Below are 26,976 nucleotides of genomic sequence, written 5' to 3'. Positions count from 1 at the left end.
GGTTGCGGGGAACCTGAACCTGACCCGAACAGATCAACATAGACACACCTGAGCGTAGCGTTGGTTTACAGCACTGACAGGCCATATATCTGGCGGCGCGAGTCATTTCTTTTTTAGTGCTATAAGATTCGGCACGCGATGTTGTTTAACTCATGCTGGCGCGTAAGGCCCATCCTCATTTGTTATGACTGTTATCGAATCTGCCTGTCTGCCCTCTGCTTATCCCCCGCGACTTGACCTCGGGGCGCCGTTGACCCCCGAACAATTGCTGCGTTCTTTGCATGGCACTATGGCGCGCCATAAAGGTGGCCCGGTGTGGCTGTTTGCTTATGGTTCACTGATCTGGCGACCCGAATGTGCAGCGGTCGAACGCGTGCGTGGCCGTGTGCACGGCTACCATCGCGGGCTGTATTTGTGGTCTCACGAACATCGCGGCACACCGCAGTGGCCAGGCTTGGTCTTTGGGCTGGATCGCGGTGGTTCGTGCAGCGGCTTTGCCTATCGGCTGGCGGAAGAAAACCTCGATGCGGCACTTTATGCGCTGTGGTTGCGCGAAATGCCGGTGCCGTCCTATCGGCCACATTGGCTCACCTGCCGTCTTGAGGATGGCAGCCAGGTTCAGGCGTTGGGATTTGTATTGGAGCGGCATTTGCCCAGCTATGCGGGCAACCTGCCAGATGACGTGTTGGATCAGGTACTGGCCAACGCCAGCGGGCGTTACGGCAGCACCCGCGATTACGTCGAGCAAACCGTAAGCGCCCTGCGTAGCCACGCCATGCCAGATCGAAACCTGGAGGCGCGGCTCAAGCGCTGCACAACGATCAAGCGTTAAGCATGACGCTCTTCGCTGGCTTCTTTTTTGTGGCGCAGGGTGGGAATCATGAACGCAATGGCCAACAGGCAAGCGCTGATGAGTAGCACGAAGCCACCATCCCAGCCGAAGTGGTCAACCAGGTAGCCCATGGCTGCGCTGGCCGCTACCGAACCGCCCAGGTAACCGAACAGCCCGGTGAAGCCTGCTGCCGTACCGGCGGCCTTCTTGGGTGCCAGTTCCAGTGCCTGCAAACCGATCAGCATCACCGGCCCGTAGATCAGGAAGCCAATGGAGAACAGCGCGATCATGTCCACGGTGGGGTTGCCCGGCGGGTTGAGCCAGTACACCAGCGTCGCAACGGTCACCAGCGCCATGAACACAATGCCGGTCAGGCCGCGATTACCACGGAAGATCTTGTCCGACATCCAGCCGCACAGCAGCGTGCCAGGGATACCCGCCCACTCATAGAAGAAGTACGCCCACGACGTGGTATCCACGGTGAAATGCTTGGCTTCTTTCAGGTACGTCGGCGCCCAGTCGAGCACGCCGTAGCGCAGCAGATAAACGAACACGTTGGCCAGGGCGATGTACCACAGCATTTTGTTGCGCAGCACGTATTTGACGAAAATCTCTTTGGCGCTGAATTCGTCTTCGTGGCTTGCGTCGTAACCGGCCGGGTAATCGTTCTTGTATTGCTCAATCGGCGGCAAACCGACGGACTGCGGGGTGTCGCGCATGGTCACAAAGGCAAACAGCGCCACCAGCAGCGCCACGGTGGCCGGTACGTAAAACGCTGCGTGCCAGTCGTTAAACCAGGCCATACCCAGCAAGAACAGCGGGCCAATCAGACCGCCGCCCACGTTGTGCGCCACGTTCCACACGGAGACCACACCGCCGCGTTCTTTCTGCGACCACCAGTGCACCATCGTGCGGCCACTGGGCGGCCAGCCCATGCCCTGCGCCCAGCCGTTGATGAACAGCAGAATGAACATCATGGTGACGCTGGACGTTGCCCAAGGTGCGAAACCGAAAATGAACATGACGGCCGCTGAAATCAGCAAACCAAAGGGCAGAAAGAACCTCGGGTTGGAGCGGTCGGACACCAGGCCCATGAGGAACTTCGACAAGCCGTAAGCGATGGCAATCGCCGACATGGCAAGGCCCAATTGACCGCGGGTGTAGCCCTCGTCGATCAAGTACGGCATGGCCAGCGAGAAGTTTTTACGCAGCAGGTAATAGCCTGCGTAACCAAAAAAGATACCGGCGAAAATCTGCCATCGCAGGCGTCGATAAGTGCTGTCTATTTTTTCAGCAGGCAGCGGGGCCTGATGTGCGGCAGGTCGGAAAAAAGCAAACATTCAAGAGCTCCAAATTTCTTGTTATATCGGCGGGCCCGAACGTTACATTTTCGTTACCGAAAATGACAGGTCTTCTCATCTGAAACGAAGGGAAACAACTCACATGGCATGTTCACTTATGAACATGTCGCACAGGTATAAAACGACCCGCTGCCCAATACAGGTTTCAAATGTGGGAAATGCCCTGAAACCGACAGATTAAGCCGCTGTTCTGATGTTTATAAGGGCTGTGCGAGCGGTTTGATCGGAAGCCTCCCACGAGAGGTTCGGAGCCTATGACCTGCAAGAATTGGCTACACATTTTTATTATTGACCGCTTCTGCGTGGACCTGGCGCATCAGCAAATGTGGGGCATGGCAGTGAAGTGTTTAGTGGTGTTGGTCGGGTTACTGATGTGCTTAAACGCGGGTGCGGATACGTTTGCGCCATCGCTCATCTACCAGGTGGAGCCTCAATACCCCACTGAGTTGCAACGCATGGGTATGAGCGGCTTAGTCCGGGTGCACGTTATGGTGAGCGCGGAGGGTTCGGTGGTTGATCCGAACATTTTTTACAGCGCTCATCCGGCGTTTTCGAGCGCCACCCAAGATGTTATTCGTGAGTGGCGGTTTTCGAGCTGGCCGCTTGAGGGTGATAGCCCGAAGCAGGTTGAGATGATCGCGTGGCTGGTGTTGAGCTTGGGTGAAGGGCGTGCAGCGGTGGGGGACATACGCACATTCGACCTTGGCGGTGCCACCTGCCTTCAGCTCAATAATGAAATCGCCCAACACAGGCGGCGAAATATAAATGTACCGCTCACTCAGCTCACCTTGTTTGCGGTTACTCAGCACCGGTTGATCGACCTGTATGTCGAGAAAAAACTGTCTGCCCAACAATTCTCGGACGTGATGTCTGATTTTTCACAGGGCATGATCAAAACCACACGCACCTGTCAGAAAAAAGTCAGTCGCCCGTTTGTGGAGGCGTTACCGCAGAGCGTGCAGGCATTACGGGTGCCCAGTACGCAGACCTGACACGGGTGCGCGCATTGGTCTCAATGGGCTACTTTTCTGTAAACACTGGCCGATAACAGTGGATAGGCCCGTAAGCAGCCCCGTATGCTTGCCCGCAAACCGTACTAAGGAGCGAATTGTGAAAGCGTGGATCATGTTGATGCTGGCCCTGTCCTTGCCGATGGCAGCAGTCGCCGAAGAAGCCAAAGAGGGTGACACCAAGGTCAGCTACATCAGCCTGAGCCCGCCATTTGTGGGTAATTACGGTCTGGATGGCAGCCCGAAACTCAAGGTGTACAAGGCGGATATTGCCCTGCGCGTGACGGGCGATGAAGCCGCCAAACTGGTCAAGGCCAACGATGCGCTGATCCGCAATCAGTTGGTGGGTTTGTTCACCCAGCAGACCAGCGAAACCCTGGGCAATGTCGAGAATAAGGAAAAACTGCGTCAGGAGGCCCTGAAGCAGATCCAGCAGGTGATGACGGATGAAACCGGCAAGCCGCAGATCGATGATTTGCTGTTCAACAATTTGATTGTTCAGTAAACGCACGCTCTGTAGGCACTGAACGGGCCGTGAGCAGGCCCGGTGCCTATAGGGGTTGCGTTATGAGGCCAGGCTTTTGCGAAACCTGCTGAGCGCGATGGCGAAGAACAACAGCCCGATTGCCGTCAGTGCCAACAAGTCTGGCCACACCACCTCGATGCCGGCACCGCGAAACAGAATCGCTGCGCTCAAGCTCACAAAGTGAGTCGACGGCGAACACTGCATCACCCATTGCAGCCACTCAGGCATGCTGTCCAGCGGCGTACTGCCGCCCGAGAGCAAGAGCATGGGGATGATTACCGGGATCGCCAACAGTCCGAACTGGGGCGTTGAACGGGCCAGTGTCGCAAGAAATATCCCCAGCGCGGTGCTGGCAAACAGGTAAAGCGCCGTCACGCCCAGAAACAAAGCCAAAGACCCCGCCAGCGGTACGCCCAGCGCCCATTTAACGATCACTTCCAGCGACACCCAGGTGCAGAGCACCACCACCAGCATGTTGCTCCAGATCTTGGCCAGCATGATTTCCAGCGCTGTGAGCGGCAGCACCAGCAAATGGTCGAGGGTGCCGTGTTCGCGCTCGCGCAGCAGCGCCGTACCGGTCAACACAATCGCCAGAATGGTGATGTTGTTGACGATCTGAATCACTGCCAAAAACCAGCCGCCCTCCAGGTTGGGGTTGAACAGTGCCCGCGCGCTGATCAATGCCGGGGTGTTGGCGGCCGCATTGGCCTGCCCGGTGTAGTCGAGCAATTCGCGCTGGAAGATCCGCCCGATATACCCAGCGCCCATGAACGCCTGGCTCATGGCCGTTGCATCCACGTTGACCTGTACACCCGGCTCACGCCCGGCTAACAGGTCAGCCTGAAAGTTGGCGGGCACGTTGATCACGAAGGTGTATTGGCCACCGTCCATCGACGCATCCAGTTGATCGTAGGGCAGAGCCTGTGGGGGTTTGAATTCGGGTGGCAGCAATGATTCGCTGAGTTTGCGTGACAGGGCGCTGTGGTCTTCATCGACAATCGCGACGCTGGCGTTGTGCACGCCAATGATCGAACCCGCCGCAGGCATGTAAATCGCAACGGTGAAGGCATAGAGCAAAAACAGCAGCAACACGCTGTCGTGGCGCAGGCTGGTGAGTTCTTTAAGGCCAAGGCGCAGGATATGCGAGAGCTTGTGCATCACACCTCCTGCTTCTTGAGCATGATCAAACTCAAACCGGTAAAGGCCGCGAAGAACCCCAGCAGCGCCAGGCATTGCGGCCACAGTTGGCGCACGTCCAAAGCCTTGGTGAAGGTGCCGACGGCGATGTCCAGAAAATGCCCGGCCGGGAACAGCATGCCCATCAGTGCGGCCGAACCGTCCAGCGAGGAGCGCGGCACAATCAGGCCCGAGAACTGAATCGTTGGCAGGCTGGTGATGATCATCGTGCCTAAAATGGCCGCGATTTGGGTGCGGGTGAAGGCAGAAATCAACAAGCCCATGCTGGTGGTCGCCAGCACGTATAGCAGCCCGCCGAGCGCCAGCGTCAAGCCGCTGCCTTTAAAGGGCACACCAAACAGCCAGCGGTTCATGGCCACCAACAACGCCAGGTTGACCAGGCTCACTGCCAGATACGGCGCCTGTTTGCCCAGCAAGAACTCAAGCCGGGTCAGTGGTGTGGCGTAAAAGTTGGTGATGGAACCCAGTTCTTTTTCGCGCACGATGCCCAGCGCCGTGAGCATGGCCGGAATAAACGCCAGGATCAGCGCCATTACGCCAGGGCCAATGGCGTTGACGCTGACCACATCCTGGTTGTAGCGAAAACGGGTTTCGAGTTTGGCGCCAGCCTGTTTGTTTTGCTTCAAGCTGCTGAGGGCGGCCAGTTGCTCCAGGTTGGCCGTGTGCACGGCTTCGACATAGTTGCGGCTGGTTTCAGCGCGAAACGGCATGCCGCCATCCAGCCATGCCGCCACCGTGGGCTGGCGTCCGGCGTACAGGTCGCGGCCAAATCCGGGGGGGATTTCCAACGCAATTTTTATCTCCGAGCGTTGCAGGCGTTTATGCAGTTCGTCAGTGCTTTGGATCGGCGCATGCTCTTCGAAGTAGCGCGAACTGCGGAAGGCTTCGAGGTAAGCGCGGCTTTGCGGGCTTTGGTCCTGGTCATACACGGCGAACGCGAGGTTTTCCACGTCCAGCGAAATGCCGTATCCGAAGATCACCATCATGAACACCGCGCCCAACAAGGCGAAGGCCATGCGCACTTTGTCGCGCAACAGCTCTTTGGACTCGCGGCTGGCCACGGCAATCAAACGCGACAGGCTGAACCCGCTTTTGCTCGGCGGTGGTGGCGCGTTAACAGCCGGGCGTTGGACTGACTCGGCGGTGGGCTGCGCGCTGGCGCCCTGTTCGTTTTGGGCCTGCTCCAGGCAGGTGACGAACGCGGCTTCCAGCGTCTCGCCCTTGAACTGTTGTTGCAGCGCATCGGGGGTGTCGCATGCCAACACTTTGCCGGCGTGCATCAACGAAATGCGGTCGCAGCGCTGGGCTTCGTTCATGAAGTGGGTGGACAAAAAAATCGTCACGCCCTGATCCCGCGACAGTTCAATCAGCAACCGCCAGAAATCATCACGCGCTGCCGGGTCGACGCCGGAAGTCGGCTCATCAAGAATCAACACCTCGGGGCGATGCAGCACCGCGACCGCCAGCGATAAACGCTGGCGTAGGCCCAGTGGTAATTCGCCGGACTGCTGATCGGCAATTTCTGCAAGGTCGAAACGCGTGATCAGTTCCTCGATGCGCGCGCGGCTGTCTGCCTTGGGCAAGTCGAATAACTGTGCGTGCAGCACCAGGTTTTGGCGCACGCTCAACTCGCCGTACAGCGAGAAGCTTTGCGACATGAAACCCACGCGTTTGCGGGTGGCTAAATCTTTGGCGTCCACCGGGTTACCGAGCAACTTGGCGCTGCCTTCGGTGGCGGGCATCAGCCCGGTCAGGACTTTCATGGTGGTGGTTTTGCCACAGCCGTTGGAGCCGAGAAAACCGAAAATCTCCCCGCGGCCGATGGCAAAGCTAACCTTGTTTACGGCCGTGAAATCGCCAAATTTGAGGGTCAGGTCATGGGCTTCAATGGCGATGTCATTGTTGCCGTGAGTGCGCGGCGCAATGACCAGCGGCTCATTGCTGTGGCCCGTATCGCCCTGATAGTGCGTGAACGCAGCGTCGAGTTTGCCAGTGGCGGTAACCCCTGCCAGTGCGGGGGTCAGCCCGGACGCAATCAATGTGCCGCGATCGAGCATCAAGCAGTGCTCGAACTGCTCGGCCTCCTCCATGTAGGCGGTGGCTACCAGCAAGGTCAGTTGAGGGCGCTGGCTGCGAACATCGTCGACCAACTCCCAAAAACGTCGGCGTGACAGCGGGTCGACGCCCGTGGTGGGTTCGTCGAGGATCAGCAAGTCGGGTTCGTGAATCAGCGCGCAGCACAACCCCAGTTTTTGCTTCATCCCGCCTGACAGCTTACCCGCCGGGCGTTCGGCAAAACGTTCGAGGTCAGTGGCCTTGAGCAGGTTGGCCATGCGCTGTTCGCAGTCGTCTTTGGACAGGCCGAACAGGGTGCCGAAAAAACGGATGTTTTCGCTGATCGACAACTCCGGGTACAGGTTGCCGCCCAGGCCCTGGGGCATAAAGGCAATCAGCGGGTAGAGCGTGTTGCGGTGGTGGCGGTCGTCAATCGGGCCGCCGAGCACCTCAAGGGCGCCGTGTTGCAGTTTTTTGACCCCTGCAATCAGGCCCAGCAAGCTGGATTTGCCTGCGCCATCCGGACCAATCAGCCCGCAACGGGTGCCTTTGGGCAGGCTGAACGAGATATCGCGCAGTGCCTGCTGCTTGCCATACCGGTGGCTGATGCCACTGGCGTTCAGCGCCAGGTTGCTCATTGCAGATTAGCCGGCCAGTCCACGTCGGCGGTTCGCACATACCCGGCGCCCGGCATGCCCGGTTTGGCTTGCGGCACGGCGCTGGGGTCGGTGAGGCGCAATTTGACGCGGAACACCAGTTTTTGACGCTCGTCGCGGGTTTCGACCTCTTTGGGGGTGAACTGTGACTTGGCCGCGACGAAGCTGATTTTGGCAGGCAGTGCCTGATCGGGCAGGGCATCGAGCACGATCCGCGCCTGGGCGCCGACTGTCAGTTTGCCGACCACCGAGGCGGGCAGGTACAGGTTCATGTACTGGTCGCTGGGGTCGATCATCATAAATACGCGTCCGCCTGCGCCCAGCACTTCGCCGGGCTCGGCAAGGCGCAGTTGAATCACGCCGTCGATGGGCGCACGCAGGCTGCTGTCATCTATTTCGCTGGTGAATTGCGCCACTTGTGCTTCGTTGGCGTGGATAGCAGCCCTGGCTGCGGCGACTTGGGCTTGCGCGGCGACCACGGCGGCGTTGCTGGTGTCAAAGCGCGCTTGTTGCTGATCCAGCAGTTGGCCGCTGGCAAATCCGCGCTGAGCCAGTTGGCGGAAGCGTTTGAGTTCTTGGCTGGCGAGCAGTTTTTCGCTTTGGCGCAACTGCACGTTAGCTTCATTGGCCGCCAGGGTTTGGCGGGCGCGCAACACTTCGGCTTCCGCCTGGTTGCGTGATGCTTCAAGGGTGCGGGTGTCCATGCGGGCCAGCAGTTGGCCTTTGGTCACACGGTCGCCTTCGTCCACGAGTACATCGGCGAGGCGCCCCGGGATTTTGGCGGCAATTTGTACTTCTGTGGACTCGAGTCGGCCGTTGCCCATGCTGATGCCTTCAGGGAGGCGGTCATGCTGGGATTTCCAGTAACCGAACCCACCTGCTGCCATCAGCAGGATTGCCAAAGGAATAACGAAATAATGGGAAATACGGTGATTCTTCGACATGCCGACATCCTGTGTCACAGAGCGCTCTAGTTTGACGGTCTCACTGCCTTGGCGGTTTGATGCCAGTCAAAGGAAGGGCAAAGGGTAGACGCTTATATCGGTTGTTGCCCGGTAAATTCTGAGGTCGCAGCCCAAGACGGCGAAGGGGACCGCAGCCCGTCACTTTCACAGCCACCGTCAGCGGCCATACGTTGGGGTATTACAACAACCCCATCACCACCGCCCACTGCTCATCGGTTATGGGCATCACGGAAAGACGGCTGCCTTTTTGTACCAGCGGCATTTCAGCCAGTGCGGTTTGTTGCTTCAGGTAGTCGAGTTTGATCACCTTGGCAAACGTTTGCTCGTGCGCTACCTGCAATGCGCTCCACGGGTTTTTCTCGGCGCTGGCCTTGGGGTCGAAGTAATGGCTTTGCGGGTCGAGTGCCGTGGGGTCAGGATAAGCCGCTTCAATGATGCGCCCGATGCCGGCAATGCCCGGTTGGGGGCAACTGGAGTGATAGAAGAAGAACAGATCGCCCACCGCCATCGCCCGCATGAAGTTGCGCGCCTGATAGTTGCGCACGCCGTCCCAGCGCGCTTCGCCCCTGCGCTGTAAATCTTTGATAGAGAACTCGTCAGGCTCGGACTTCATCAGCCAATAGGCCATTTTTCTTCTCCTGAAACACGGTGTGAAAGTTTTTCTTGAAACATTTTGTTAAACCGACAGCCGGTTGACGTCATCGTTTGCGTGTCTTAACAGGTTGTCGCAGAATGCCGGGATTTTAAGCTTGACGCTGCTGCACGGCCTATAACAAAAACCGTTGCTGTCATCGTGTTGATTTGCCTGAAGGGGGGCAATCGATGAAACGCAAACCGGATGTACTGTGGGTATTGGCTTTTTTGTTCGGTTTGGGCGTGGTTACAACGGGGTATGCGCAAAGTCTTTGGTCCAACTCGACCGATGCGCCGATTGAACTGGCTCAACAGCAAGTCCCACCTTTTAAGCGCTAAATGTTCGTGTGTTAAAAACAGTGTTCAGGCATCGCGCCGGTCGTGATGCCCTGGCGGTAGGTGGGCGACGTACCACTGTTTGTCCGAGACGGTGCCTTGTAGCGGCACATCCCAACTGGCTTGCATCAGGCTATCGACCTTTTGGCATTCGTGGGCCAGGCCCAGTAACGTTGGCTTGCGCCAGTATTGGCGCCGTGTCAGATACGCCAGGCTGCGGTCATAAAAGCCGCCGCCCATGCCCAGTCGTCCGCCTGTTGCATCAAACCCCACCAATGGCAACAACACCAGGTCGAGCGCCCAGACCTTGCGTTGACGTGCGCGGTGAATACGCGGTTCGAGGATACGAAAGCGGTTGGGGATCAATGTTTCGTCGGGTGCGATGCGCTGAAACACCATTTTGGTCTTCGGCCAGGCACTGAGCACGGGCAGGTACACGGCCTTGCCCCGGCGCTGTGCTTCGCGCAGCAACACGCGCGGATCGATTTCACCGTCAGTGGGCAGGTAGAGTGCGATGTGTTTGGCGCGGCGAAACAGCGGATGCTGTGCCAGTTGTCGATACAGGCCACGGGCTGCCAGGCGTTGCGCGCAGGGAGAAAGTTCGCGGCGGGCATTGCGCAACAGTCGGCGAAGTTGCGGGCGGGTAGGCGACGCAGGTTCGGTCATGGTGGCGTGCTGTTCAAGGTCGAGTCACCGGACGGTCAACTCGTTAAAGCCAATGCCAGCACAAAGCTGGCATTGCGCTAAGAAATCAGGCTCCCCGACGTACCGCTGTCGGCTTGGCCCTTGAACCCGAAAGTTCAAGGTGGAAGTTGCAGTAGACCTTAAGGCTTTCCGTCGAGCGGACATGCACACCGGTCCAACGTGCAAGCTCCAGGGTAGTGCGAATCGGCTCAGGGACATCGCTAACTGGCGAATACTCCAGGGAGTGGCGCGAGTATACCCCAAAGAAACCTTTTGAATCAGCTCTGACGTTCGTTCGGATCAGTGGCAAGCACCAGATCGACCCGGTCAAGCAGGTCGCGCACCTGTTCGCGGGTGGAGCTGCTGGTCTGAACTTCGGCGATCTCCTGCTTGTGCAGCAGGTCGTGGGTGATATTGAGGGCGGCCATCACGGCGATACGATCGGCACCAATCACTTTGCCGCTGCTGCGAATTTCGCGCATCTTGCCGTCCAGATAACGGGCCGCGCTCACCAGGTTGGTGCGCTCTTCCTGGGGGCACATGATCGAATACTCTTTATCGAGGATGTGCACAGTGACGCTATTGCTTGAACTCATGAGTCTTGCTCCAGGGCTTTGAGGCGCGAAATCATCGATTCCACCTTGTGTCGGGCGATTTCGTTTTTTTCAATGAGGTGCGCGCGTTCCTCGCGCCAAGTCTTTTCTTGAGCTAGTAAGAGTCCGTTTTGACTTTTAAGTTGCTCGACCCGGCCAATCAGGCGTTCGAGTCTAGCCATCAGTTCATGCAGGTCGGTGTCTTCCATTGTGTCCTACTGTGTATTTTCTGATGGATGGTCACCATCAGGCGCTTTGACGCCTCGATGGTCTGGCTCGCCTGCCGATGCTAGGATACAAGCCCTCCATTCTAGACATAGCGCCGCTTGGCGCCTAGCTGACCATGCCTATTCAGAACTCCCCGTATCACGCCTTTGCCGCCCTGCTGACCAACAACGGCCATAACGTTTCGCCTGCTGAACTGCACGGCCTGTTGCTGGGGCGCAGTTGTGCCGGCGCAGGCTTCGATGCCGACAGCTGGTTGGCCGATGCCAAAGAGCTGTTCCACGAAAATGAAATCAGTGACAACGTACGCAATGCCCTGATCGGTTTGCAAGAGATGGTCAAAGGTGAATTGACCGGTGACGATATGACCGTCGTGCTGCTGTTGCCGAGCGATGACGCATCACTGACCGACCGCGCTGCTGCATTGGGCGAGTGGTGCCAGGGTTTCCTGTCCGGCTTCGGCCTTAACTCTCAGGGCGTTGACTTGAGCGTTGAGGGCCAGGAAGTGCTGCAAGACCTGGCCGCCATCGCCCAGGTGCAAGATGCCCTGGAAGAGTCCGAAGACGGTGAAAGCGACTATATGGAAGTGATGGAATACTTGCGCGTCGCGCCGCTGCTGCTGTTCACCGAAACCAAAAAAACGGCTGAGCCTGCTCCAGTCAAGCCTTCGTTGCACTGATCGACCGCCAAGAGGAAACCCGTCTGCCCATGATCCATATCCCGAAATCGGAATACGCACGTCGCCGCAAGGCGCTCATGGCGCAGATGGAGCCCAACAGCATCGCGATATTGCCTGCGGCGCCGGTGGCGATTCGCAATCGAGATGTTGAGCACGTGTACCGTCAGGAAAGCAATTTTCAGTACCTGAGCGGTTTTCCTGAGCCTGAAGCCGTGATTGTGTTGATCCCGGGTCGGGCTCATGGCCAATACGTGTTGTTTTGCCGTGAGCGCAACCCTGAGCGCGAGCTGTGGGACGGAGTGCGCGCAGGGCAAGAAGGCGCCATACGTGACTTTGGCGCGGACGACGCGTTCCCGATTACCGACATCGACGACATCCTGCCGGGCCTGATTGAAGGCCGCGAGCGGGTGTATTCGGCGATGGGCAGCAACCCCGAATTCGACCGCCACTTGATGGAGTGGATCAACACCATTCGCTCCAAGGCCAGCCTGGGTGCGCAACCGCCCAACGAATTCGTTGCTCTGGATCATCTGCTGCATGACATGCGCCTGTATAAATCGGTGGCAGAAATCAAAGTCATGCGCCACGCGGCGCAAATTTCGGCCCGTGCGCATGTCCGTGCCATGCAAGCCAGCCGTGCAGGCTTGCATGAGTACAGCCTTGAAGCCGAGCTGGATTACGAGTTTCGTAAAAGCGGCGCGAAAATGCCGGCCTATGGCTCAATCGTCGCGTCGGGTGACAACAGCTGCATTCTTCACTATCAGCAGAACGACGCCCTGCTTAAAGACGGCGATCTGGTCTTGATTGATGCGGGCTGTGAGATCGACTGCTACGCCAGTGACATCAGCCGAACGTTTCCCGTAAGCGGGAAATTTTCGCCGGAACAAAAAGCAATTTATGAATTGGTGTTGGCTTCGCAAGAAGCAGCATTTGCCGATATTGCGCCCAATAAGCACTGGAACCAGGCGCACGAGGCCACGGTTCGGGTGATTACAGCAGGTCTGGTTGATTTGGGCTTGTTGCAGGGCGAGGTGGATGAGCTGATTGCCAGCGAGGCCTATAAAGCGTTTTACATGCACCGCGCCGGACATTGGCTGGGGCTGGATGTGCATGACGTGGGTGAATACAAGGTCGGTGGAGAGTGGCGCGTGCTGGAAGCAGGCATGACCCTCACCGTTGAGCCCGGTATTTACATCAGCCCGAACAATCTGAATGTCGCCAAAAAATGGCGCGGCATTGGTGTGCGGATCGAGGACGACGTAGTGGTCACCAAACATGGCTGTGACATTCTGACCGGCGACGTGCCCAAAACCGTCGCTGACATCGAAGCCTTGATGGCGGCGGCAAAGGCGCGCGTGGCATGAGTCGCACCAACCTGGCAATCATTGGTGGCGGCCTGGTGGGCGCAAGCCTTGCGCTGGCGTTGCAAGCCGGGGCCAAGGCGCGGGGCTGGAAGATCGTCCTGATCGAGCCTTTTGCCCCCGGCAACAGCTACCAGCCGAGCTACGACGCCCGCTCGTCGGCGCTGAGCTATGGCGCGCGGCAAATTTATGAGCGGCTGGGGCTGTGGCAGTCCATCGCCCCCCGTGCCGAGCCGATCAAGGATATTCACGTTTCTGACCGTGGTCGTTTCTCCACCGCACGGTTGTCGGCGCTTGAAGAAGGTGTCCCTGCGCTGGGTTATGTGGTCGAAAACGCCTGGTTGGGCCAGTGCTTGTGGAAGGGCCTGGACCCGGACGTGATCAGTTGGCGCTGCCCGGCCGAAGTGACCCGCATGCAGCCTCTCGAAGACGGCTACCGCCTGACCTTGAACGATGAAACCACGCTGGACTGCGACCTGGCAGTACTGGCCGACGGCGGTCGTTCGGGGCTGCGCGAGCAGTTGGGCATTCATGTCAGCAAGCGCCCTTATGACCAAAGCGCGTTGATCGCCAACATCACCCCCAGCCAAGCCCACGGCGGCATGGCCTTCGAGCGCTTCACCGAAGAAGGGCCGATGGCATTGCTGCCGTTGCCCGAAAACCGCTGTGCGCTGGTCTGGACCCGGCTAGGTATGGATGCCGAGCGTCTGGCAGCGCTGGATGAGCGCCGCTTCCTCAGCGAGTTGCAGGGCGTGTTTGGCTATCGCCTGGGCACCCTCAAACAGGTGGGGGCGCGCCATTTGTACCCGCTCACGTTGATCGAGGCGCAAGAGCAAGTACGCCCGCACCTTGCGGTGCTCGGCAACGCTGCGCACAGCCTGCACCCGATTGCCGGGCAGGGTTTTAACTTGTCGTTGCGGGACGCGGACGCCTTGGCCCGGACGCTGCTGGCGAGTGATGAAAAACTCGGCGACTTCGCCACTTTGCTGAGTTATCAACAGCGCCAAACACTCGATCAGCAACTGACCATCGGCTTCTCGGATCAGGTAACACGCCTGTTTGGCAGCGATCAGACCCTGATTTCGTTCGGTCGCAACCTTGGCTTGCTGGGCCTTGATCTGCTACCACCGGCCAAGCGCTGGTTTGCCCGTCAGGCGATGGGGCTGGGGACTCGCGCAGACAGTTGATGACGACCGGGGCGAATACGTCCCGTGTCGGTCCATTTTTATTCAGGTGCGGCGAATGCTGCTCACGAGACAGGCTTAAAGCATGGAAATGCGCGCAGATGTGCTGATTGTTGGGGCCGGAATGGTCGGAAGCGCCTTGGCGCTGGCGCTCAAAGACAGCGGTTTGAAAATCGTGCTGCTCGACGGCGGGCCGCTGAGCGTCAAACCGTTCAGGGGTGACGACGCCTTCGAGCCTCGGGTCAGCGCCTTGTCGGCGGCCAGCCAGCGCATTTTGCAACGCCTTGGTGCATGGGACGGCATTGTCGCTCGCCGCGTCAGCCCGTATTCGCACATGCACGTGTGGGACGGCAGCGGCACCGGCCAGATCCACTTCTCGGCCGTCAGTGTGCATGCCGAGGTGCTGGGCCACATCGTCGAAAACCGCGTAGTGCAAGACGCCTTGCTCGACAGTTTGCAGGGCGTGGACATTGAATTACTGGCCAATGCCCGTCTTGAGCAAATGCGCCGCTCTGGCGATGACTGGCTGCTGACCCTGGCCGATGGCCGCACCCTGCGTGCGCCCTTAGTGATTGCCGCCGACGGCGCCAACTCGGCTGTGCGACGTCTGACCGGTTGCCAGACCCGCGAATGGGACTACATGCATCACGCCATTGTTGCCAGCGTGCGCTGCGCTCAACCGCATCAGCAGACCGCCTGGCAACGCTTCACCGATCACGGCCCGCTGGCGTTCTTGCCCTTGCAGCGTGACGGCCAGCAAGACTGGTGCTCGATCGTGTGGTCCACCACCCCCGAACAAGCGCAGCACTTGATGGCACTGGAGGATGACGCGTTCTGCCGCGAACTGGCGCTGGCGTTTGAAGGGCGTCTGGGCCCTGTATTGAGCGCCGATTCACGGGTTTGCGTGCCGCTGCGTCAACGGCATGCCAAACGCTACGTGGCTGAGGGGCTGGCGCTGATTGGCGATGCGGCCCACACCATTCATCCGTTGGCCGGGCAGGGCGTCAACCTGGGCTTCCTTGACGCAGCAGTGCTGGCGCAGGTGATCTTGCACGCGGTTGATCGTGGTGAGCGGTTGGCGGATGTCAAAGTGTTGAGCCGTTTCGAGCGGCGTCGCATGCCTCACAATCTGGCACTGATGGCCGCAATGGAAGGTTTCCAGCGGTTGTTTCAGGCCGACTCGTTAAGCGCCCGGCTGCTGCGCAACAGCGGCTTGAAATGGGTGAATCAGATGCCCGAAGCCAAAGCCCTGTTCGTGCGCCAGGCGCTGGGCCTCACCGGCGACCTGCCACCGTTGGCCAAGGCTTAAATGTCTGTAGCCGCTGCCGCAGGCTGCGATGGGTTGCGCAGCGACCCCGTTCTTTAAAAGCGAAGGGCCTGCGGTCCTTATCGCAGCCTGCGGCAGCGGCTACAGAGGCTTTCTGCAACATCTGGTAACGCCTCCGGGGCGAGTTAGGTTGAGATGGCAAATGTGATTCACTACCATTTACGCCCGATTCGCATTGAGAGAGACCGCCCCTCATGTTGGCACCCAAGCGTCTACTGACTGCCCTGGCCCTCACCGTTTTTGCCAGCGGTGTTTCTGCTGCCGATGAAGTGGTGGTGTACTCCTCGCGTATCGATGAGCTGATCAAGCCGGTATTTGACGCCTACACCGCCAAAACCGGGGTTAAGGTCAAGTTCATCACCGACAAGGAAGCGCCGCTGATGCAGCGCATCAAGGCTGAGGGCCAAAATGCCACCGCCGACCTGCTGCTCACGGTCGATGCCGGCAACCTGTGGCAAGCCGAGCAGATGGGCATCCTGCAACCGTTCACTTCGCCCGTTATCGACAAAAACATCCCGCCTCAATACCGCTCCTCGTCCCACGAATGGACGGGTTTGAGCCTGCGCGCCCGGACCATCGCCTATTCCACCGACCGGGTTAAGCCCGAAGAACTGTCGACCTACGAGGCATTGGCTGACAAAAACTGGGAAGGCCGCCTGTGCCTGCGCACGGCCAAGAAGGTGTATAACCAGTCGCTGACCGCCACCATGATTGAGGTGAACGGTCCTGAAAAAACCGAAGAAATCCTCAAGGGCTGGGTCAACAACCTGTCCACAGACGTGTTCTCGGATGACATTGCGGTGTTGGAAGCAATCAACGCCGGGCAGTGCGACGTGGGCATCGTTAACACGTACTACTACGGCCGTTTGCACAAGCAGAAGCCGGATCTGGCGGTGAAGTTGTTTTGGCCCAATCAGGCCGACCGGGGTGTTCACGTCAACCTGTCGGGCATTGGCCTGACCAAATACGCGCCGCACCCTGAAGCGGCCAAAGCGTTGGTTGAATGGATGACCACGCCTGAGGCACAGTCGATTTTTGCGGGCACTAACCAAGAGTTCCCGGCTAACCCGAGCGTGCCGCCTTCTACCGAAGTGGCCAGTTGGGGTGAGTTCAAGGCTGATGCCTTGCCGGTTGAAGTGGCAGGCAAGCGCCAGGCTGAAGCGATCCGCATGATGGACCGTGCTGGCTGGAATTGATGGGTGTGAAGTGCAGCAAGCCCTCACCCCAACCCTCTCCCGGAGGGAGAGGGAGCTGATTGAAGTGTGTTTGAGATTGCATGCGCTCAGTTCATTCGCTTGGGGAGAGGGTGATGAACGTGAGACCACACGCGGTCAGTCTCCTCTCCCCCGGGAGGGGGTTAGGGTGAGGGGCTTTTGATTCTGTTGAAAGACGCTTCGAACATCGTGTAGCTACGCAACATACAATCCCTCGCCTTGCCCACCTTTCGAGAGTTTTTCGTGGCCCATCCTGCCCAACGTCGCTGGTACCCGCTGGTATTCACCATTGCCGCTCTGGTACTGCTGCCCTTGAGCGTCTTGTTGCTGTCTTGGCAAAGCGTGGACACCCAGATCTGGAGCCATTTGTGGGACACACAAATGCCGCGGCTGTTGGGCAACACGCTCACATTGATCGTTGGGGTGGGTATCGGGGTCACGCTGCTCGGGGTCAGCCTGGCATGGCTCACCAGCCTGTGTGAATTCCCCGGCAGGCGCTGGCTGGACTGGGCCTTGATGCTGCCGTTTGCGATTCCAGCCTACGTGCTGGCGTTTGTATTCGTCGGTCTGCTGGATTTCGCCGGGCCGGTGCAAACGCTGCTACGCGAGTGGTTTGGCATGGGGCTGCGATTGCCCCGCGTGCGTTCCACCGGTGGCGTGATCATTGTGCTGATTCTGGTGTTTTACCCGTATGTCTATTTGCTGGCACGAACGGCGTTCCTGGCGCAGGGCAAAGGCCTGATGGAAGCCGCACGGGTGCTGGGCCAAAGCCCGTGGCAGGCATTCTGGCGAGTGGCATTGCCGATGGCACGGCCGGCGATTGGTGCCGGTGTGGCGCTGGCGCTGATGGAAACCCTGGCCGATTTCGGCGCGGTGTCGGTGTTCAATTTCGACACTTTTACCACGGCTATTTATAAGACCTGGTATGGCTTTTTTAGCCTGTCCACCGCTGCGCAATTGGCCAGTTTGCTGTTGTTGGTGGTGATGCTGGTGCTTTACGGCGAGCGTCGTGCCCGGGGCGCCAACCGCGCCAGCAATGAGCGCCCGCGCACCAAGGCCTTGTATGCCCTCAAAGGTCCCAAGGCCTGGCTGGCCAGCGGTTGGTGCGCACTGGTGTTTGCCTGCGCGTTCGTGATTCCGATGCTGCAACTGGTGGTGTGGTTCTGGCAGCGCGGGCGCTTTGATCTCGATGAGCGCTACACCGGCCTCATCCTGCACACCTTGTATTTGGGCAGCATGGCGGCGTTGATCACCGTGAGTGTGGCGTTGGTTTTGGCGTTCGCCCGACGTCAGGCGCCCACGCAGGCCATTCGCGCCGGGGTCAGCCTGGCGAATCTGGGCTACGCCTTGCCGGGTTCCGTGTTGGCCGTCTCGATCATGTTGGCGTTCAGTTACCTGGACCGCGAACTGGTCATTCCCCTGTCTGGCTGGTTGGGCGGGGCGGGCAAGCCGCTGCTACTGGGCAGCCTGTCGGCCTTGCTGATGGCGTATCTGGTGCGATTCATCGCAGTGGCCTATGGCCCGCTCGAAAACAGTCTGGCGCGTATTCGACCGTCCTTGCCCGAAGCGGCGCGCAGTTTGGGGGTGAGTGGCCCGCGACTGTTTTTCAAAGTGTATCTGCCGTTATTGCTGCCGGGCACGCTGAGTGCTGCGCTGTTGGTCTTTGTCGATGTGCTTAAGGAAATGCCCGCCACCCTTCTAATGCGGCCCTTTGGCTGGGACACGCTGGCCGTTCGCATCTTCGAAATGACCAGTGAAGGCGAGTGGGCACGGGCTTCTCTGCCCGCACTGACGTTGGTCCTGGTGGGTTTGTTGCCGGTCATCGGGTTGATTAGACGCTCAGCCCATCGCATCGGTTAGGTGCCAGCCCCCCGGCATGCGGCTACAATGCGCGGCATTCGGTGCGGTCTGTCAATCAGGCCAGGTTCCCTGCGCAGCGTCAGAAAGCTACGTTATGTGGTTTGAAGCGCTCTGCACGCCTGTCCGCACCTTCGCCAAGCCCGGAAGGAGGAACCCATGGGACAGCGTACGCCTTTGTATGACCTGCATCTCGCCCTTGGCGCGAAGATGGTCGATTTTGGCGGTTGGGATATGCCTTTGCATTACGGCTCGCAAGTTGAGGAGCACCACGAGGTGCGCCAGGACTGCGGCGTATTTGATGTCTCGCATATGACCGTGATTGACGTCACTGGGGTTCAGGCCAAGGAATGGTTACAGCGCTTGCTGGCCAACGACGTCGAACGACTTAATACCCCGGGCCGCGCGCTTTACAGCGCCATGCTCAATGAGAAAGGCGGCGTGGTCGACGATATGATCGTCTACCTGATGGACGCCGGTTACCGCCTGATCGTCAACGCGGCCACCCGTGAACAGGATTTGGCCTGGATGACGACCCAGTCCCAAGGTTATGACGTGCAACTGCAAGAGCGCGCCGAACTTGCCTTGTTGGCGATCCAGGGCCCGCAGGCACGGCATAAAGTGGCCGAGCTGGTGAGCCAGGCGCGCAGTCAACTTATTGCGCAGCTCAAGCCCTTTGAAGGGCAGAGCAATGGCGACTGGTTTATTGCCCGCACCGGGTACACCGGTGAGGACGGCCTGGAAATCCTGCTTCCCGCCGATCAGGCTCCCGGTTTTTTCAACGATTTGGTGGGGGCAGGTATTTCTCCCATCGGGTTAGGGGCGCGTGACACCTTGCGCCTGGAAGCCGGCATGAACCTCTATGGGCAAGATATTCACCTCTCTGTCTCGCCACTTTGCGCCAACATGGCCTGGACCATTGCTTGGGAACCCGCCTCGCGCCGGTTCATCGGTCGTGAAGCGCTGGAGGCTGAAAAAGCGGCGGGCATGCAACTCAAACTGGTGGGTTTGGTGCTGGAGGAACGAGGTGTCCTACGTGCACATCAGGTCGTTCGTATCGCTGGTGTTGGCGAAGGGGAGATAACCAGTGGTAGTTTCTCTCCTACGCTTAGCAAATCGATTGCTCTGGCGCGTGTTCCGATGGCCACGGCTGATCGTGCTGAAGTCGAAATACGTGGCAAGTGGTATCCGGTTCGCGTGGTGAAACCCACGTTTGTTCGTCTGGGCAAAGCCTTGATCTAACGTTTACTGGCAGGCTGGCGCCGTACGCGAGCCGCTGACATTTCTTCTTGAGGACACTGAATATGAGCACTATCCCCGCTGAACTGCGCTTCGCTGAAAGTCACGAGTGGGCGCGCCTGGAAGCTGATGGCACCGTCACGGTCGGTATCAGCGACCACGCTCAGGAAGCCTTGGGGGATGTGGTCTTTGTTGAGTTGGCCGAAGTCGGCAAAGTGTTTGCGGCGGGCGATACGGCGGGTGTGGTGGAGTCGGTAAAAGCGGCCTCGGATATCTACTCCCCAGTGTCTGGCGAAGTCATTGCAGTGAATGAAGCGTTGGCCGACAACCCTGAACAGGTAAACAGCGACCCCTACGACAGCTGGATTTTCAAACTCAAGCCGAGCAATACCGCCGAGCTGGATAAATTGCTGGATGCCGCAGGCTACAAAGCCGCCATCGGCGAGTAACCCGTAAACCCGCAGGCGCGAGCGTTAACTCGCGCCTGCAGGGCCCAGCAATCATTTATTGGGCCTTGAGCACCGCTTTCACTGCCTCAACCGAGCGCTGCACATCGGCTTTGGTCATTGCTGTAAACATGGGCAACGACACGATCAAGCGACCTACGCGCTCTGCAATCGGCAGCATGCCTTCCTTGAAACCCCGCGCACGATACAAACTCAGCAAGTGAATTGAGGGGTAGTGATAGCCCACCCCCACGCCGAGTGCCTGCATGTCTTTCATGAAGGTAGCCCGAGCTGGCTGGCCATCTTCACGCTCTGGTAACACCAGTTGGAACAGATGCCAGTTGGTATTGTTGAAATCAGCCACGGGCAGTTGAACGCCATACTCGGCCTCAAAATCAGGACCAAAGCATTCGAAATAGTGCTTGGCCAGTTCACGGCGATGCGCAGTGATTGCTTCGATATGCGCGAACTGCCCCAAACCTATGGCCGCTGCGATGTCAGTCATGTTGAACTTGCCGCCGAGTACATCAACATCCAGCCCGTCATAACCGGTGCGGGTAACGCCTTGCAGGCGATATTTTTCGGCCAGGCGCGCTTCCTCCTCGTTGTTCAGTACCAGGCAACCGCCCTCGGATGAGGTGATGTTCTTGTTGGCCTGAAAGCTGAACGAAACAAAGTCGCCACGGGCGCCGATGCGTTCGCCATTCCAGCTCGACCCGAGGGCTTGGGCTGCATCTTCGACCACCCGCAGATTGTGCTTTTTGGCCAATGCATACAGCGCATCCATGTCCACCGGCAAACCTGACAGGTAGACCGGAATGATTGCTTTGGTACGCGGCGTGATGGCGGCTTCGACTTTTTTCAGATCAATGTTGCGGGTGATCGGATCTATGTCGGCAAACACCGGCGTGGCGCCCACTTCGATAATCACGTTGGCGGTCGCCACCCATGAAATCGGGGTGGTGATGACCTCATCGCCCGGCCCAATGCCTGCAATGCGCAGGGCGATTTCCATGGTGCAGGTGCCCGAGTTGAACGTGCGTACAGGGCGGCCGCCCAAGTATTGCGAGAGTTGCTCTTCGAAGGCTTGCACCTTTGGTCCGCTGGTAATCCAGCCCGAGCGCAACACGTCGCCCACGGCCGCAATAGTGGCTTCATCGATGGTTGGTTTGGAAAACGGCAGGAAAGGCAGCGAGCTCATAGAGGCGTGACGTCCGATGTGAGTGGGTTGTGAGTGACCATAGAGCAATAGCACATGGCACAAATCATACCCAGAGGATGGCTCACATCAGGTGATATTTCTGTATGGGGGCTGAATGAAACACAGCATGTTGTGAAGTCGCTGCCGCTGGTTGCGACCTGTTACCAGGCGCTCGCAGCCAGCGGCAGCAACGACACGGGTGTTTATTCAGCGGTCGCGTTTTTGGCGAGGATGGCGTTGGCCAAGTCCATGTCGCTGACCTTCAGGTTCGGATTGTCCGCGCGGACTTGCTGCATGGCAGACTCCAGATACGGGCCACGGATCGCGCCATTGCTGGCCACGAAGCTCCCCGCATCGTCTTGAGCGGCAATGACTTTGCGGTCCTTTTTGAAGGTCAGATACGTGGAGCCGGTGGTTGCACCGGAAGACAGCACGTTGCGCCAGAAGCTGTCAGCCATTACAGAGCCAACAGGCAGGGTCAACAGCGCGGCGGCGACTACAGCATATTTGAGACGCATGATGGGTGACTCCGAATAAGTGATCTGTACGATTTGATGCGGGTTATAGCAGTCTAGTTCCGCGAGGGCACTTAACGATGCAACATTTAGTCATTAATGCGGCATCAGACGTGCGGCGTGACCCTGAATGCTTCTTCCAGTGTGGTGGTGCCAGCGGCGACTTGATACGCGCCCGCCAGCCTCAGGTGGCGCATGCCTTCGTCACAGGCAGTGCGCCGCAGCTGATTTAAATCGGTGTCTGGCGTGATCAATGCCTTGAGCTTTTCACTCATCAGCATGATTTCGTAAATGCCGCCTCGCCCGCTGTAACCGGTCTGTCGGCAGTGCGCGCAACCCCTTGCACGGTAGAGGCTCAAAGGGGCCGGGCAGGTCGGGGCGAAGTGTTGCCAGTCGCTTAACGACAGTGGCTGAGGGGTCTTGCATTCGGCACACAGCGTGCGCACCAGTCGCTGGGCCATAACGCCCAGCAACGTGGCTTTGATCAGGTAGGGCGCTATACCCAGTTCTTGTAGGCGACTGATGGCGCTGGGCGCATCGTTGGTGTGCAGTGTGGAGAGCACCAGGTGCCCGGTGAGCGCCGCTTGAATCGCCATTTCGGCGGTTTCAAGATCGCGTATTTCGCCCAGCATGATGATGTCCGGGTCTTGGCGCAGCAGGGCGCGAACGCCACTGGCAAAGGTCAGGTCGATGCCGGGTTGCACCTGCATTTGATTGAACGCGGGCTCAATCATCTCGATAGGGTCTTCGAGGGTGCACAGGTTGACGCCAGGCGTGGCCAGTTGTTTGAGCGTTGCATACAGCGTGCTGGTTTTGCCTGAACCTGTGGGGCCGGTGATCAAAATGATGCCGCTGGGCTGGGCGGTCATGTGTTGCCAGCGCTGCATGTCTTGCACGCTGAAGCCCAGCTGATCGAAGCGTTTTAGCACCACTTGCGGGTCAAAAATACGCAGCACTATTTTTTCGCCAAACACGGTGGGCAACGTGGCGAGCCGCAGCTCCACGTCAGTGCCTGCCGGGGTTTTGGTGTTAATTCGGCCGTCCTGCGGCTTGCGTTTTTCGGCGACATTCATGCGCCCCAGGCTTTTGAGGCGGCTGACAATCGCTGTCGTGACCTGTGCCGGGAAGTGATAAACGTTATGCAACACGCCATCAATGCGAAAGCGCACACCGCCTTGTTCGCGACGCGGCTCGATGTGGATATCACTGGCACGCTGTTCAAACGCGTACTGAAACAACCAGTCAACGATGTTGACGATATGAGCATCGTTGGCATCGTGTTCCTGGCTGTTGCTCTCTATATCGGGCGACGGTTTGAGGGGCAACGCTTTGTACGTTTTTTGATCATTGAGCGTTGCGCCCGTCACTGATTTGGCCAGTTTGTACAACTCAGAGCCCAGCCGCGCGATCTCCAGAGGGTTGGCAATGACCCGTTTTATGGGCCGCTTGAGAACCTGGCGCAGATCGGCCTCCCAACTGCCGACATCAGGCTGTGCGCTGGCGATGGTGATGGCGTCGCGGTCCGCCGCAATCACCAGTATTTGATGGCGCTGGGCAAACGCGAACGACATCAACCCGGTCACGCTGGCAACATCAATGTTCAGCGGGTCAATGCGCACGTACGGCTGCCCGTAGTGCAGGGCAAGCCAGGCCGTCAGGGTTTCAAGGGTCAAGGTTTTTCCGGGCCGGCTGAGGTCGGCAAACTGTTGCGCCGCCAGGAAAATCAACGGGTGTACGCCGTTGTTGGGAGCCGCCCGATAACGCTTCAGGGCCTGGTCGGCGTGTGTTGGCGTGATGAGGCCGTGGGCCAGCAGCCCCGGCAGCAACGGTTCGAGATCAAGCGGGCGATCGGGCGTACACGTGGTGTGCATAAATACTCCTTGTACTGCACAGGCACAGACAGATCCTTGTCTGGCCAGGTACGCCAAAGCCTAGCCGCGCCTTGAGCGCTCGGGTTCGCCATTAGTTGCGAGCTATTGCGAACACGCCAGCACAGGCATAGTGCGGCCTTGCACCTGATACAGCTCCAGTTCGCAGACACTCACCAGGTTGCGCAATTTTTCGCCAATCACTTGAGCGCGGTGCCAGCTTTGCTCATTGCTGACGATTTCGATGCGCAGCAGGTCGTCGTCGCGCATGACTTCCACCTGCTGCGGAATCAATTGCTGCAAGGCAAACAGGTTGAGTGTGCGGCACAGCACGTCCGCTTCGGCCTCGGCCACAATGCAAAAACGCACGGTGCACGGCGTGGCATTCGCGGCCCACACGTCGGCACGTGGCGAGGGGGATAAGGCGTTGAGAGACGGCATGCAATGACTCCAGAGTTGGCTGGAGAAATAATCACATGCGCGGTCAGAAATTATTTATCTATGATGATCAACGTTTGATCGAAAAAGACTTAAACAATTCATTGCTGGTCAATAATCAGGAATTTTTATGCAAGGCGATTTGGACGCTTACGACCGACGAATTTTGGCCCTGCTGCAAGAGGACGCTTCGCTGTCCAGCGCACAGATCGCTGAGAAGGTCGGTTTATCGCAGTCACCGTGCTGGCGCCGGATTCAACGGATGAAAGATGAAGGCATCATTCGTGGGCAGGTGACATTATTGGATCGCAAGAAAATCGGCCTGAACACGCAAATATTTGCCGAAATCAAACTCAACGCCCACGGGCGTTCCAACTTCACCGAATTCACTGATGCGATTCGTGGTTTCCCCGAGGTGCTGGAGTGCTACGTGTTGATGGGCTCGGTGGATTTTTTGTTGCGTATCGTGACCTCTGACATCGAGGCCTATGAGCGTTTCTTCTTCGAAAAACTGTCGATGGTGCCGGGCATTCAGGAAGTGAACTCGATTGTCGCGCTTTCTGAAATCAAATCGACTACGTGCCTGCCGGTGTAAGGCGCTGAAACAAAAACGGCCTTCACAAGGAAGGCCGTTGGTGTGCTGTCAGTGAACAAACAGCGCAATCAAGATGATGATTGGGATGGGAATGCCGAGGAACAGCAGCAGTAATGAGCGCATTTTTATTCTCCTGAGTTAACGGACAACCGTGGTGGTCGTGGTGTGGTCGATATAAGTCACCGCGTCGCGGCGACGACCGCCGAAGGTGGCGCACAGGCTGGCAAAGAACGCACCGATCAACAGCGTGATGAACATCCACAAGGTGGTCCAGGCAGCAACTTTTGCAGCGGTGTCAGCGGCTTCCTTGGCTTTGACCTTGGCCTCTTCAACCGCTTGATGGGCCTTGGCGTAAACCTGATCAACCCGTTGTTCGGCTTCTGGCTGAGTGAGGTTGGTACGTTGAGCAACGATTTGCGCCAAATAGGTACGGTCGTCTGCGCTCAGTTGGCCATCATTGCCAAGGCTGCGTACGAAGATGCGTGTGACGATGCCGTGTGCAGCGTCTTCGCTGACAGCGGTGCCGCGATCATCGCGAAACAGCGTGTCGATAAAGTAATCCGAGCTGCTGCCCGAACCGTTGTTCGCGCTGCTACCTGCGGCACTCCCGGCTGCGCTGCTCATGGCAGTTGCTGCACCGGATGCCACACTGGCCCCGGCTTGCACACCGCTGCCAATCACACTGCTGACCGAACCTGCGATCAACGTGGCGGTGACGAGGGTGGCCACGGCCCACGACAGAAACCCGTGCGCGGTGTCGCGAAAATACACTTCATCGCCATGCAGACTGGCCCATTTGACCCGCAGGCGACCGGCCAAATAACCGCCCATGCCCGAGGCAATGATTTGCGTGACAGCTAGCCAGATGATGGCGGTAATGCCCAAACCCTTGGCGCCTACGCCTTCACCGGCCCAGGGTGAAACAGCTGAAAAGCCCAAGCCTGCGCCGAGCATCAGCAGCAGTAAGGACAAAGCAGCGGCAGCGGCGGCACCTGCAAAAATGGCGCCCCAGGACACACCGCTGTGGCCTGAAGAGTCTTGCAGGGCAGCGGGATAGTTCTCAGTAGTCCCGATCATTGTTGTTGTGCTCCTGAAATGGTGAGAAGTGCAGCCTTCACTCAGGAGATTGCAGGGGTTGTGCCAATCAGGCGTTTTAACTAATTACTTTATTTATCAATATGTTAAAAGCCTGATTGTTTTACTGGGTCATGCAGGTTGCATGATTGACGCCAAAGCAGCGGGCGTAATGCATTGAAACAATTTGGCGGTGAGTAGAAGGGACGTAGCGATGAGCCGAGCAGTGGTTAAAACAAAAACGGGAGCCTCTGTGGGCTCCCGTTAGCAATCATCAGTGATGACGATGCTTGTTCTTTTTACGGTGGCCGTAGGCATGGCCCCGTCCACGGTTGTCGTCGCGGTAATAACGGCGATTATCGCGGTCCCGGTAACGGCGATCATCGGCATCGCTCTTGTTGCCCATGTAATTGCCCAGAGCACCGCCCGCGCCACCGCCAGCCGCTGCACCCACCAGGCTGCCTGTGTTGCCGCCTACGCTGCGGCCCAATACGTTACCGCCCGCTGCGCCGAGTGCGCCGCCAATAGCCGCTTCACCGCGACTGCGTTTGTCGGCACCTACAGCACTGCCGGCCGCGCCACCTACGCCTGCGCCAATGGCCGATCCGGTCGAGCCGCCGAGTTGTTGCCCAACCACGGCGCCAAGAACCCCGCCTAATGCGCCGCCTACACCGGCTTCGGTGGTGCCACCGGCCAAGGCTGCGCCACTGACCAGGCCAAGGGACAACAAGAGAATCGAGGTGAGCTTCATAAGTGAGCCTCAAAGGGATGACGGCGCGATCCTGAGGCTGTACGCGGTTGGTTACAATCGAAATCCGACCAGTAGCACGAGTTGTACACAATTCGCTAAGTTATTGTTTTTGATAGGGAACTTAATCAATTTCCGAGGGTCTGTTTACAGGTTC

At 58.4% G+C, this 26,976-nt stretch carries 27 protein-coding genes and 1 other RNA gene; 13 read left to right on the top strand and 15 right to left on the bottom strand.

Annotation, left to right across the window (positions count from 1 at the left end; translation table 11 throughout):
- The first annotated feature begins 184 nt into the window (after positions 1–184).
- On the top strand, positions 185–832 hold the full coding sequence (locus TU86_RS12950; RefSeq protein ID WP_048364699.1) for a gamma-glutamylcyclotransferase: 648 nt from the start codon (positions 185–187) through the stop codon (positions 830–832).
- Here TU86_RS12950 and glpT read toward each other — a convergent pair.
- A complete protein-coding gene (glpT, locus tag TU86_RS12945; RefSeq protein ID WP_048364698.1) occupies positions 829–2,172 on the bottom strand; it encodes a glycerol-3-phosphate transporter in 1,344 nt (447 codons plus the stop codon). The two genes, TU86_RS12950 and glpT, sit on opposite strands and share 4 nt — an antisense overlap.
- A gap of 275 nt (positions 2,173–2,447) precedes the next feature.
- Here glpT and TU86_RS22155 point away from each other — a divergent pair, with 275 nt between their 5' ends.
- Positions 2,448–3,185 carry a TonB family protein gene (locus TU86_RS22155; RefSeq protein ID WP_053076020.1) on the top strand — a complete coding sequence of 246 codons (738 nt, stop codon included), beginning with the start codon at positions 2,448–2,450 and terminating at the stop codon, positions 3,183–3,185.
- Positions 3,186–3,303: 118 nt separating this feature from the next.
- A complete protein-coding gene (locus TU86_RS12930; RefSeq protein ID WP_048364697.1) occupies positions 3,304–3,708 on the top strand; it encodes a flagellar basal body-associated protein FliL in 405 nt (134 codons plus the stop codon).
- Positions 3,709–3,768: 60 nt separating this feature from the next.
- Here the strand turns inward: TU86_RS12930 and TU86_RS12925 are convergent, their stop codons facing one another.
- The 4 genes from TU86_RS12925 to TU86_RS12910 form a co-directional block, all read right to left on the bottom strand.
- On the bottom strand, positions 3,769–4,887 hold the full coding sequence (locus tag TU86_RS12925) for an ABC transporter permease (RefSeq protein ID WP_048364696.1): 1,119 nt from the start codon (positions 4,885–4,887) through the stop codon (positions 3,769–3,771).
- The gene (gene rbbA / locus TU86_RS12920; RefSeq protein ID WP_048364695.1) at positions 4,887–7,619 is read right to left on the bottom strand and encodes a ribosome-associated ATPase/putative transporter RbbA; all 2,733 of its coding nucleotides are present in this window, start codon (positions 7,617–7,619) and stop codon (positions 4,887–4,889) included. Before rbbA ends, TU86_RS12925 begins: the two co-directional genes overlap by 1 nt.
- Positions 7,616–8,581 (bottom strand): HlyD family secretion protein, encoded by a 966-nt coding sequence (locus tag TU86_RS12915; RefSeq protein ID WP_048364694.1) that lies wholly within the window; start codon positions 8,579–8,581, stop codon positions 7,616–7,618. Before TU86_RS12915 ends, rbbA begins: the two co-directional genes overlap by 4 nt.
- A 199-nt stretch (positions 8,582–8,780) precedes the next feature.
- Positions 8,781–9,230, bottom strand: coding sequence for an EVE domain-containing protein (locus TU86_RS12910; RefSeq protein ID WP_048364693.1), 450 nt, complete (start codon positions 9,228–9,230; stop codon positions 8,781–8,783).
- Positions 9,231–9,424: 194 nt separating this feature from the next.
- On the opposite strand from TU86_RS12910, the gene TU86_RS23065 reads away from it, so the two are divergent.
- Positions 9,425–9,574: a hypothetical protein gene (locus TU86_RS23065; RefSeq protein ID WP_087148757.1), complete on the top strand. Its 150-nt coding sequence runs from the start codon at positions 9,425–9,427 to the stop codon at positions 9,572–9,574.
- 24 nt (positions 9,575–9,598) lie between these two features.
- On the opposite strand, the gene TU86_RS12905 is transcribed toward TU86_RS23065, so the two are convergent.
- The 4 genes from TU86_RS12905 to TU86_RS12895 form a co-directional block, all read right to left on the bottom strand.
- Entirely contained in the window at positions 9,599–10,237 is a 639-nt protein-coding gene (locus tag TU86_RS12905; RefSeq protein WP_048364692.1) for a 5-formyltetrahydrofolate cyclo-ligase, read from the bottom strand.
- Between the two features lie 87 nt (positions 10,238–10,324).
- A non-coding RNA gene (gene ssrS / locus TU86_RS22480) (6S RNA) lies at positions 10,325–10,502 on the bottom strand.
- Positions 10,503–10,533: 31 nt separating this feature from the next.
- On the bottom strand, positions 10,534–10,851 hold the full coding sequence (locus TU86_RS12900; protein ID WP_048364691.1) for a cell division protein ZapA: 318 nt from the start codon (positions 10,849–10,851) through the stop codon (positions 10,534–10,536).
- Positions 10,848–11,057, bottom strand: coding sequence for a TIGR02449 family protein (locus TU86_RS12895; RefSeq protein WP_048364690.1), 210 nt, complete (start codon positions 11,055–11,057; stop codon positions 10,848–10,850). The genes TU86_RS12900 and TU86_RS12895 overlap by 4 nt, the downstream gene beginning before the upstream one ends.
- Before the next feature lie 134 nt (positions 11,058–11,191).
- Between TU86_RS12895 and TU86_RS12890 the strand changes: the two genes are divergently transcribed.
- From TU86_RS12890 to gcvH, 8 genes are all read left to right on the top strand, one after another.
- Positions 11,192–11,752 carry a YecA/YgfB family protein gene (locus tag TU86_RS12890; RefSeq protein ID WP_048364689.1) on the top strand — a complete coding sequence of 187 codons (561 nt, stop codon included), beginning with the start codon at positions 11,192–11,194 and terminating at the stop codon, positions 11,750–11,752.
- 29 nt (positions 11,753–11,781) lie between these two features.
- On the top strand, positions 11,782–13,116 hold the full coding sequence (gene pepP, locus TU86_RS12885; RefSeq protein ID WP_048364688.1) for a Xaa-Pro aminopeptidase: 1,335 nt from the start codon (positions 11,782–11,784) through the stop codon (positions 13,114–13,116).
- Entirely contained in the window at positions 13,113–14,300 is a 1,188-nt protein-coding gene (ubiH, locus tag TU86_RS12880; protein WP_048364687.1) for a 2-octaprenyl-6-methoxyphenyl hydroxylase, read from the top strand. Before pepP ends, ubiH begins: the two co-directional genes overlap by 4 nt.
- An 88-nt stretch (positions 14,301–14,388) precedes the next feature.
- On the top strand, positions 14,389–15,606 hold the full coding sequence (locus tag TU86_RS12875; protein WP_167337968.1) for a 2-octaprenyl-3-methyl-6-methoxy-1,4-benzoquinol hydroxylase: 1,218 nt from the start codon (positions 14,389–14,391) through the stop codon (positions 15,604–15,606).
- 212 nt (positions 15,607–15,818) lie between these two features.
- On the top strand, positions 15,819–16,820 hold the full coding sequence (locus tag TU86_RS12870) for an extracellular solute-binding protein (RefSeq protein ID WP_048364685.1): 1,002 nt from the start codon (positions 15,819–15,821) through the stop codon (positions 16,818–16,820).
- 261 nt (positions 16,821–17,081) lie between these two features.
- Positions 17,082–18,698, top strand: a complete 1,617-nt coding sequence (locus tag TU86_RS12865) for an ABC transporter permease (protein WP_048364684.1) — start codon at positions 17,082–17,084, stop codon at positions 18,696–18,698.
- A gap of 156 nt (positions 18,699–18,854) precedes the next feature.
- A complete protein-coding gene (gene gcvT / locus TU86_RS12860; protein ID WP_048364683.1) occupies positions 18,855–19,937 on the top strand; it encodes a glycine cleavage system aminomethyltransferase GcvT in 1,083 nt (360 codons plus the stop codon).
- Between the two features lie 62 nt (positions 19,938–19,999).
- The gene (gcvH, locus tag TU86_RS12855; RefSeq protein ID WP_048364682.1) at positions 20,000–20,383 is read left to right on the top strand and encodes a glycine cleavage system protein GcvH; all 384 of its coding nucleotides are present in this window, start codon (positions 20,000–20,002) and stop codon (positions 20,381–20,383) included.
- Positions 20,384–20,438: 55 nt separating this feature from the next.
- Here gcvH and TU86_RS12850 read toward each other — a convergent pair whose 3' ends face one another.
- From TU86_RS12850 to TU86_RS12835, 4 genes are all read right to left on the bottom strand, one after another.
- A complete protein-coding gene (locus tag TU86_RS12850; RefSeq protein WP_048364681.1) occupies positions 20,439–21,581 on the bottom strand; it encodes a DegT/DnrJ/EryC1/StrS family aminotransferase in 1,143 nt (380 codons plus the stop codon).
- Positions 21,582–21,784: 203 nt separating this feature from the next.
- On the bottom strand, positions 21,785–22,099 hold the full coding sequence (locus tag TU86_RS12845) for a DUF2388 domain-containing protein (RefSeq protein ID WP_048364680.1): 315 nt from the start codon (positions 22,097–22,099) through the stop codon (positions 21,785–21,787).
- Between the two features lie 104 nt (positions 22,100–22,203).
- Positions 22,204–23,967: a type IV pilus assembly ATPase TfpB gene (gene tfpB, locus TU86_RS12840; RefSeq protein ID WP_048364679.1), complete on the bottom strand. Its 1,764-nt coding sequence runs from the start codon at positions 23,965–23,967 to the stop codon at positions 22,204–22,206.
- 102 nt (positions 23,968–24,069) lie between these two features.
- Complete coding sequence (locus tag TU86_RS12835; RefSeq protein ID WP_048364678.1) at positions 24,070–24,405, bottom strand: hypothetical protein; 336 nt, start codon at positions 24,403–24,405, stop codon at positions 24,070–24,072.
- A 127-nt stretch (positions 24,406–24,532) separates the two neighbouring features.
- On the opposite strand from TU86_RS12835, the gene TU86_RS12830 reads away from it, so the two are divergent.
- Positions 24,533–24,997: an Lrp/AsnC family transcriptional regulator gene (locus tag TU86_RS12830; protein WP_048364677.1), complete on the top strand. Its 465-nt coding sequence runs from the start codon at positions 24,533–24,535 to the stop codon at positions 24,995–24,997.
- A 138-nt stretch (positions 24,998–25,135) separates the two neighbouring features.
- On the opposite strand, the gene TU86_RS12825 is transcribed toward TU86_RS12830, so the two are convergent.
- Together TU86_RS12825 and TU86_RS12820 are read right to left on the bottom strand one after the other, a co-directional pair.
- Positions 25,136–26,074 carry a hypothetical protein gene (locus tag TU86_RS12825; RefSeq protein ID WP_048364676.1) on the bottom strand — a complete coding sequence of 313 codons (939 nt, stop codon included), beginning with the start codon at positions 26,072–26,074 and terminating at the stop codon, positions 25,136–25,138.
- Positions 26,075–26,345: 271 nt separating this feature from the next.
- Positions 26,346–26,822 (bottom strand): glycine zipper domain-containing protein, encoded by a 477-nt coding sequence (locus TU86_RS12820; RefSeq protein WP_048364675.1) that lies wholly within the window; start codon positions 26,820–26,822, stop codon positions 26,346–26,348.
- Between the last annotated feature and the right edge of the window lie 154 nt (positions 26,823–26,976).

The sequence above is a fragment of the Pseudomonas weihenstephanensis genome, assembly GCF_001043055.1.
Lineage (GTDB): Bacteria > Pseudomonadota > Gammaproteobacteria > Pseudomonadales > Pseudomonadaceae > Aquipseudomonas > Aquipseudomonas weihenstephanensis.
This window is presented reverse-complemented; position numbering and strand designations above follow the sequence as displayed.

What these genes read in the sequence shown, in the direction of transcription:
- TU86_RS12875 (WP_167337968.1), top strand. Translation starts at nt 14,389, where the DNA reads ATGCGCGCAGATGTGCTGATTGTTGGGGCCGGAATGGTCGGAAGCGCC.
- TU86_RS12835 (WP_048364678.1), bottom strand. Translation starts at nt 24,405, where the DNA reads ATGCCGTCTCTCAACGCCTTATCCCCCTCGCCACGTGCCGACGTGTGG.
- TU86_RS12830 (WP_048364677.1), top strand. Translation starts at nt 24,533, where the DNA reads ATGCAAGGCGATTTGGACGCTTACGACCGACGAATTTTGGCCCTGCTG.
- TU86_RS22155 (WP_053076020.1), top strand. Translation starts at nt 2,448, where the DNA reads ATGACCTGCAAGAATTGGCTACACATTTTTATTATTGACCGCTTCTGC.
- TU86_RS23065 (WP_087148757.1), top strand. Translation starts at nt 9,425, where the DNA reads ATGAAACGCAAACCGGATGTACTGTGGGTATTGGCTTTTTTGTTCGGT.
- TU86_RS12950 (WP_048364699.1), top strand. Translation starts at nt 185, where the DNA reads ATGACTGTTATCGAATCTGCCTGTCTGCCCTCTGCTTATCCCCCGCGA.
- pepP (WP_048364688.1), top strand. Translation starts at nt 11,782, where the DNA reads ATGATCCATATCCCGAAATCGGAATACGCACGTCGCCGCAAGGCGCTC.
- TU86_RS12905 (WP_048364692.1), bottom strand. Translation starts at nt 10,237, where the DNA reads ATGACCGAACCTGCGTCGCCTACCCGCCCGCAACTTCGCCGACTGTTG.
- TU86_RS12915 (WP_048364694.1), bottom strand. Translation starts at nt 8,581, where the DNA reads ATGTCGAAGAATCACCGTATTTCCCATTATTTCGTTATTCCTTTGGCA.
- TU86_RS12820 (WP_048364675.1), bottom strand. Translation starts at nt 26,822, where the DNA reads ATGAAGCTCACCTCGATTCTCTTGTTGTCCCTTGGCCTGGTCAGTGGC.
- gcvT (WP_048364683.1), top strand. Translation starts at nt 18,855, where the DNA reads ATGGGACAGCGTACGCCTTTGTATGACCTGCATCTCGCCCTTGGCGCG.
- ubiH (WP_048364687.1), top strand. Translation starts at nt 13,113, where the DNA reads ATGAGTCGCACCAACCTGGCAATCATTGGTGGCGGCCTGGTGGGCGCA.
- tfpB (WP_048364679.1), bottom strand. Translation starts at nt 23,967, where the DNA reads ATGCACACCACGTGTACGCCCGATCGCCCGCTTGATCTCGAACCGTTG.
- TU86_RS12850 (WP_048364681.1), bottom strand. Translation starts at nt 21,581, where the DNA reads ATGAGCTCGCTGCCTTTCCTGCCGTTTTCCAAACCAACCATCGATGAA.
- rbbA (WP_048364695.1), bottom strand. Translation starts at nt 7,619, where the DNA reads ATGAGCAACCTGGCGCTGAACGCCAGTGGCATCAGCCACCGGTATGGC.
- TU86_RS12895 (WP_048364690.1), bottom strand. Translation starts at nt 11,057, where the DNA reads ATGGAAGACACCGACCTGCATGAACTGATGGCTAGACTCGAACGCCTG.
- TU86_RS12890 (WP_048364689.1), top strand. Translation starts at nt 11,192, where the DNA reads ATGCCTATTCAGAACTCCCCGTATCACGCCTTTGCCGCCCTGCTGACC.
- TU86_RS12925 (WP_048364696.1), bottom strand. Translation starts at nt 4,887, where the DNA reads ATGCACAAGCTCTCGCATATCCTGCGCCTTGGCCTTAAAGAACTCACC.
- gcvH (WP_048364682.1), top strand. Translation starts at nt 20,000, where the DNA reads ATGAGCACTATCCCCGCTGAACTGCGCTTCGCTGAAAGTCACGAGTGG.
- glpT (WP_048364698.1), bottom strand. Translation starts at nt 2,172, where the DNA reads ATGTTTGCTTTTTTCCGACCTGCCGCACATCAGGCCCCGCTGCCTGCT.
- TU86_RS12870 (WP_048364685.1), top strand. Translation starts at nt 15,819, where the DNA reads ATGTTGGCACCCAAGCGTCTACTGACTGCCCTGGCCCTCACCGTTTTT.
- TU86_RS12845 (WP_048364680.1), bottom strand. Translation starts at nt 22,099, where the DNA reads ATGCGTCTCAAATATGCTGTAGTCGCCGCCGCGCTGTTGACCCTGCCT.
- TU86_RS12900 (WP_048364691.1), bottom strand. Translation starts at nt 10,851, where the DNA reads ATGAGTTCAAGCAATAGCGTCACTGTGCACATCCTCGATAAAGAGTAT.
- TU86_RS12910 (WP_048364693.1), bottom strand. Translation starts at nt 9,230, where the DNA reads ATGGCCTATTGGCTGATGAAGTCCGAGCCTGACGAGTTCTCTATCAAA.
- TU86_RS12825 (WP_048364676.1), bottom strand. Translation starts at nt 26,074, where the DNA reads ATGATCGGGACTACTGAGAACTATCCCGCTGCCCTGCAAGACTCTTCA.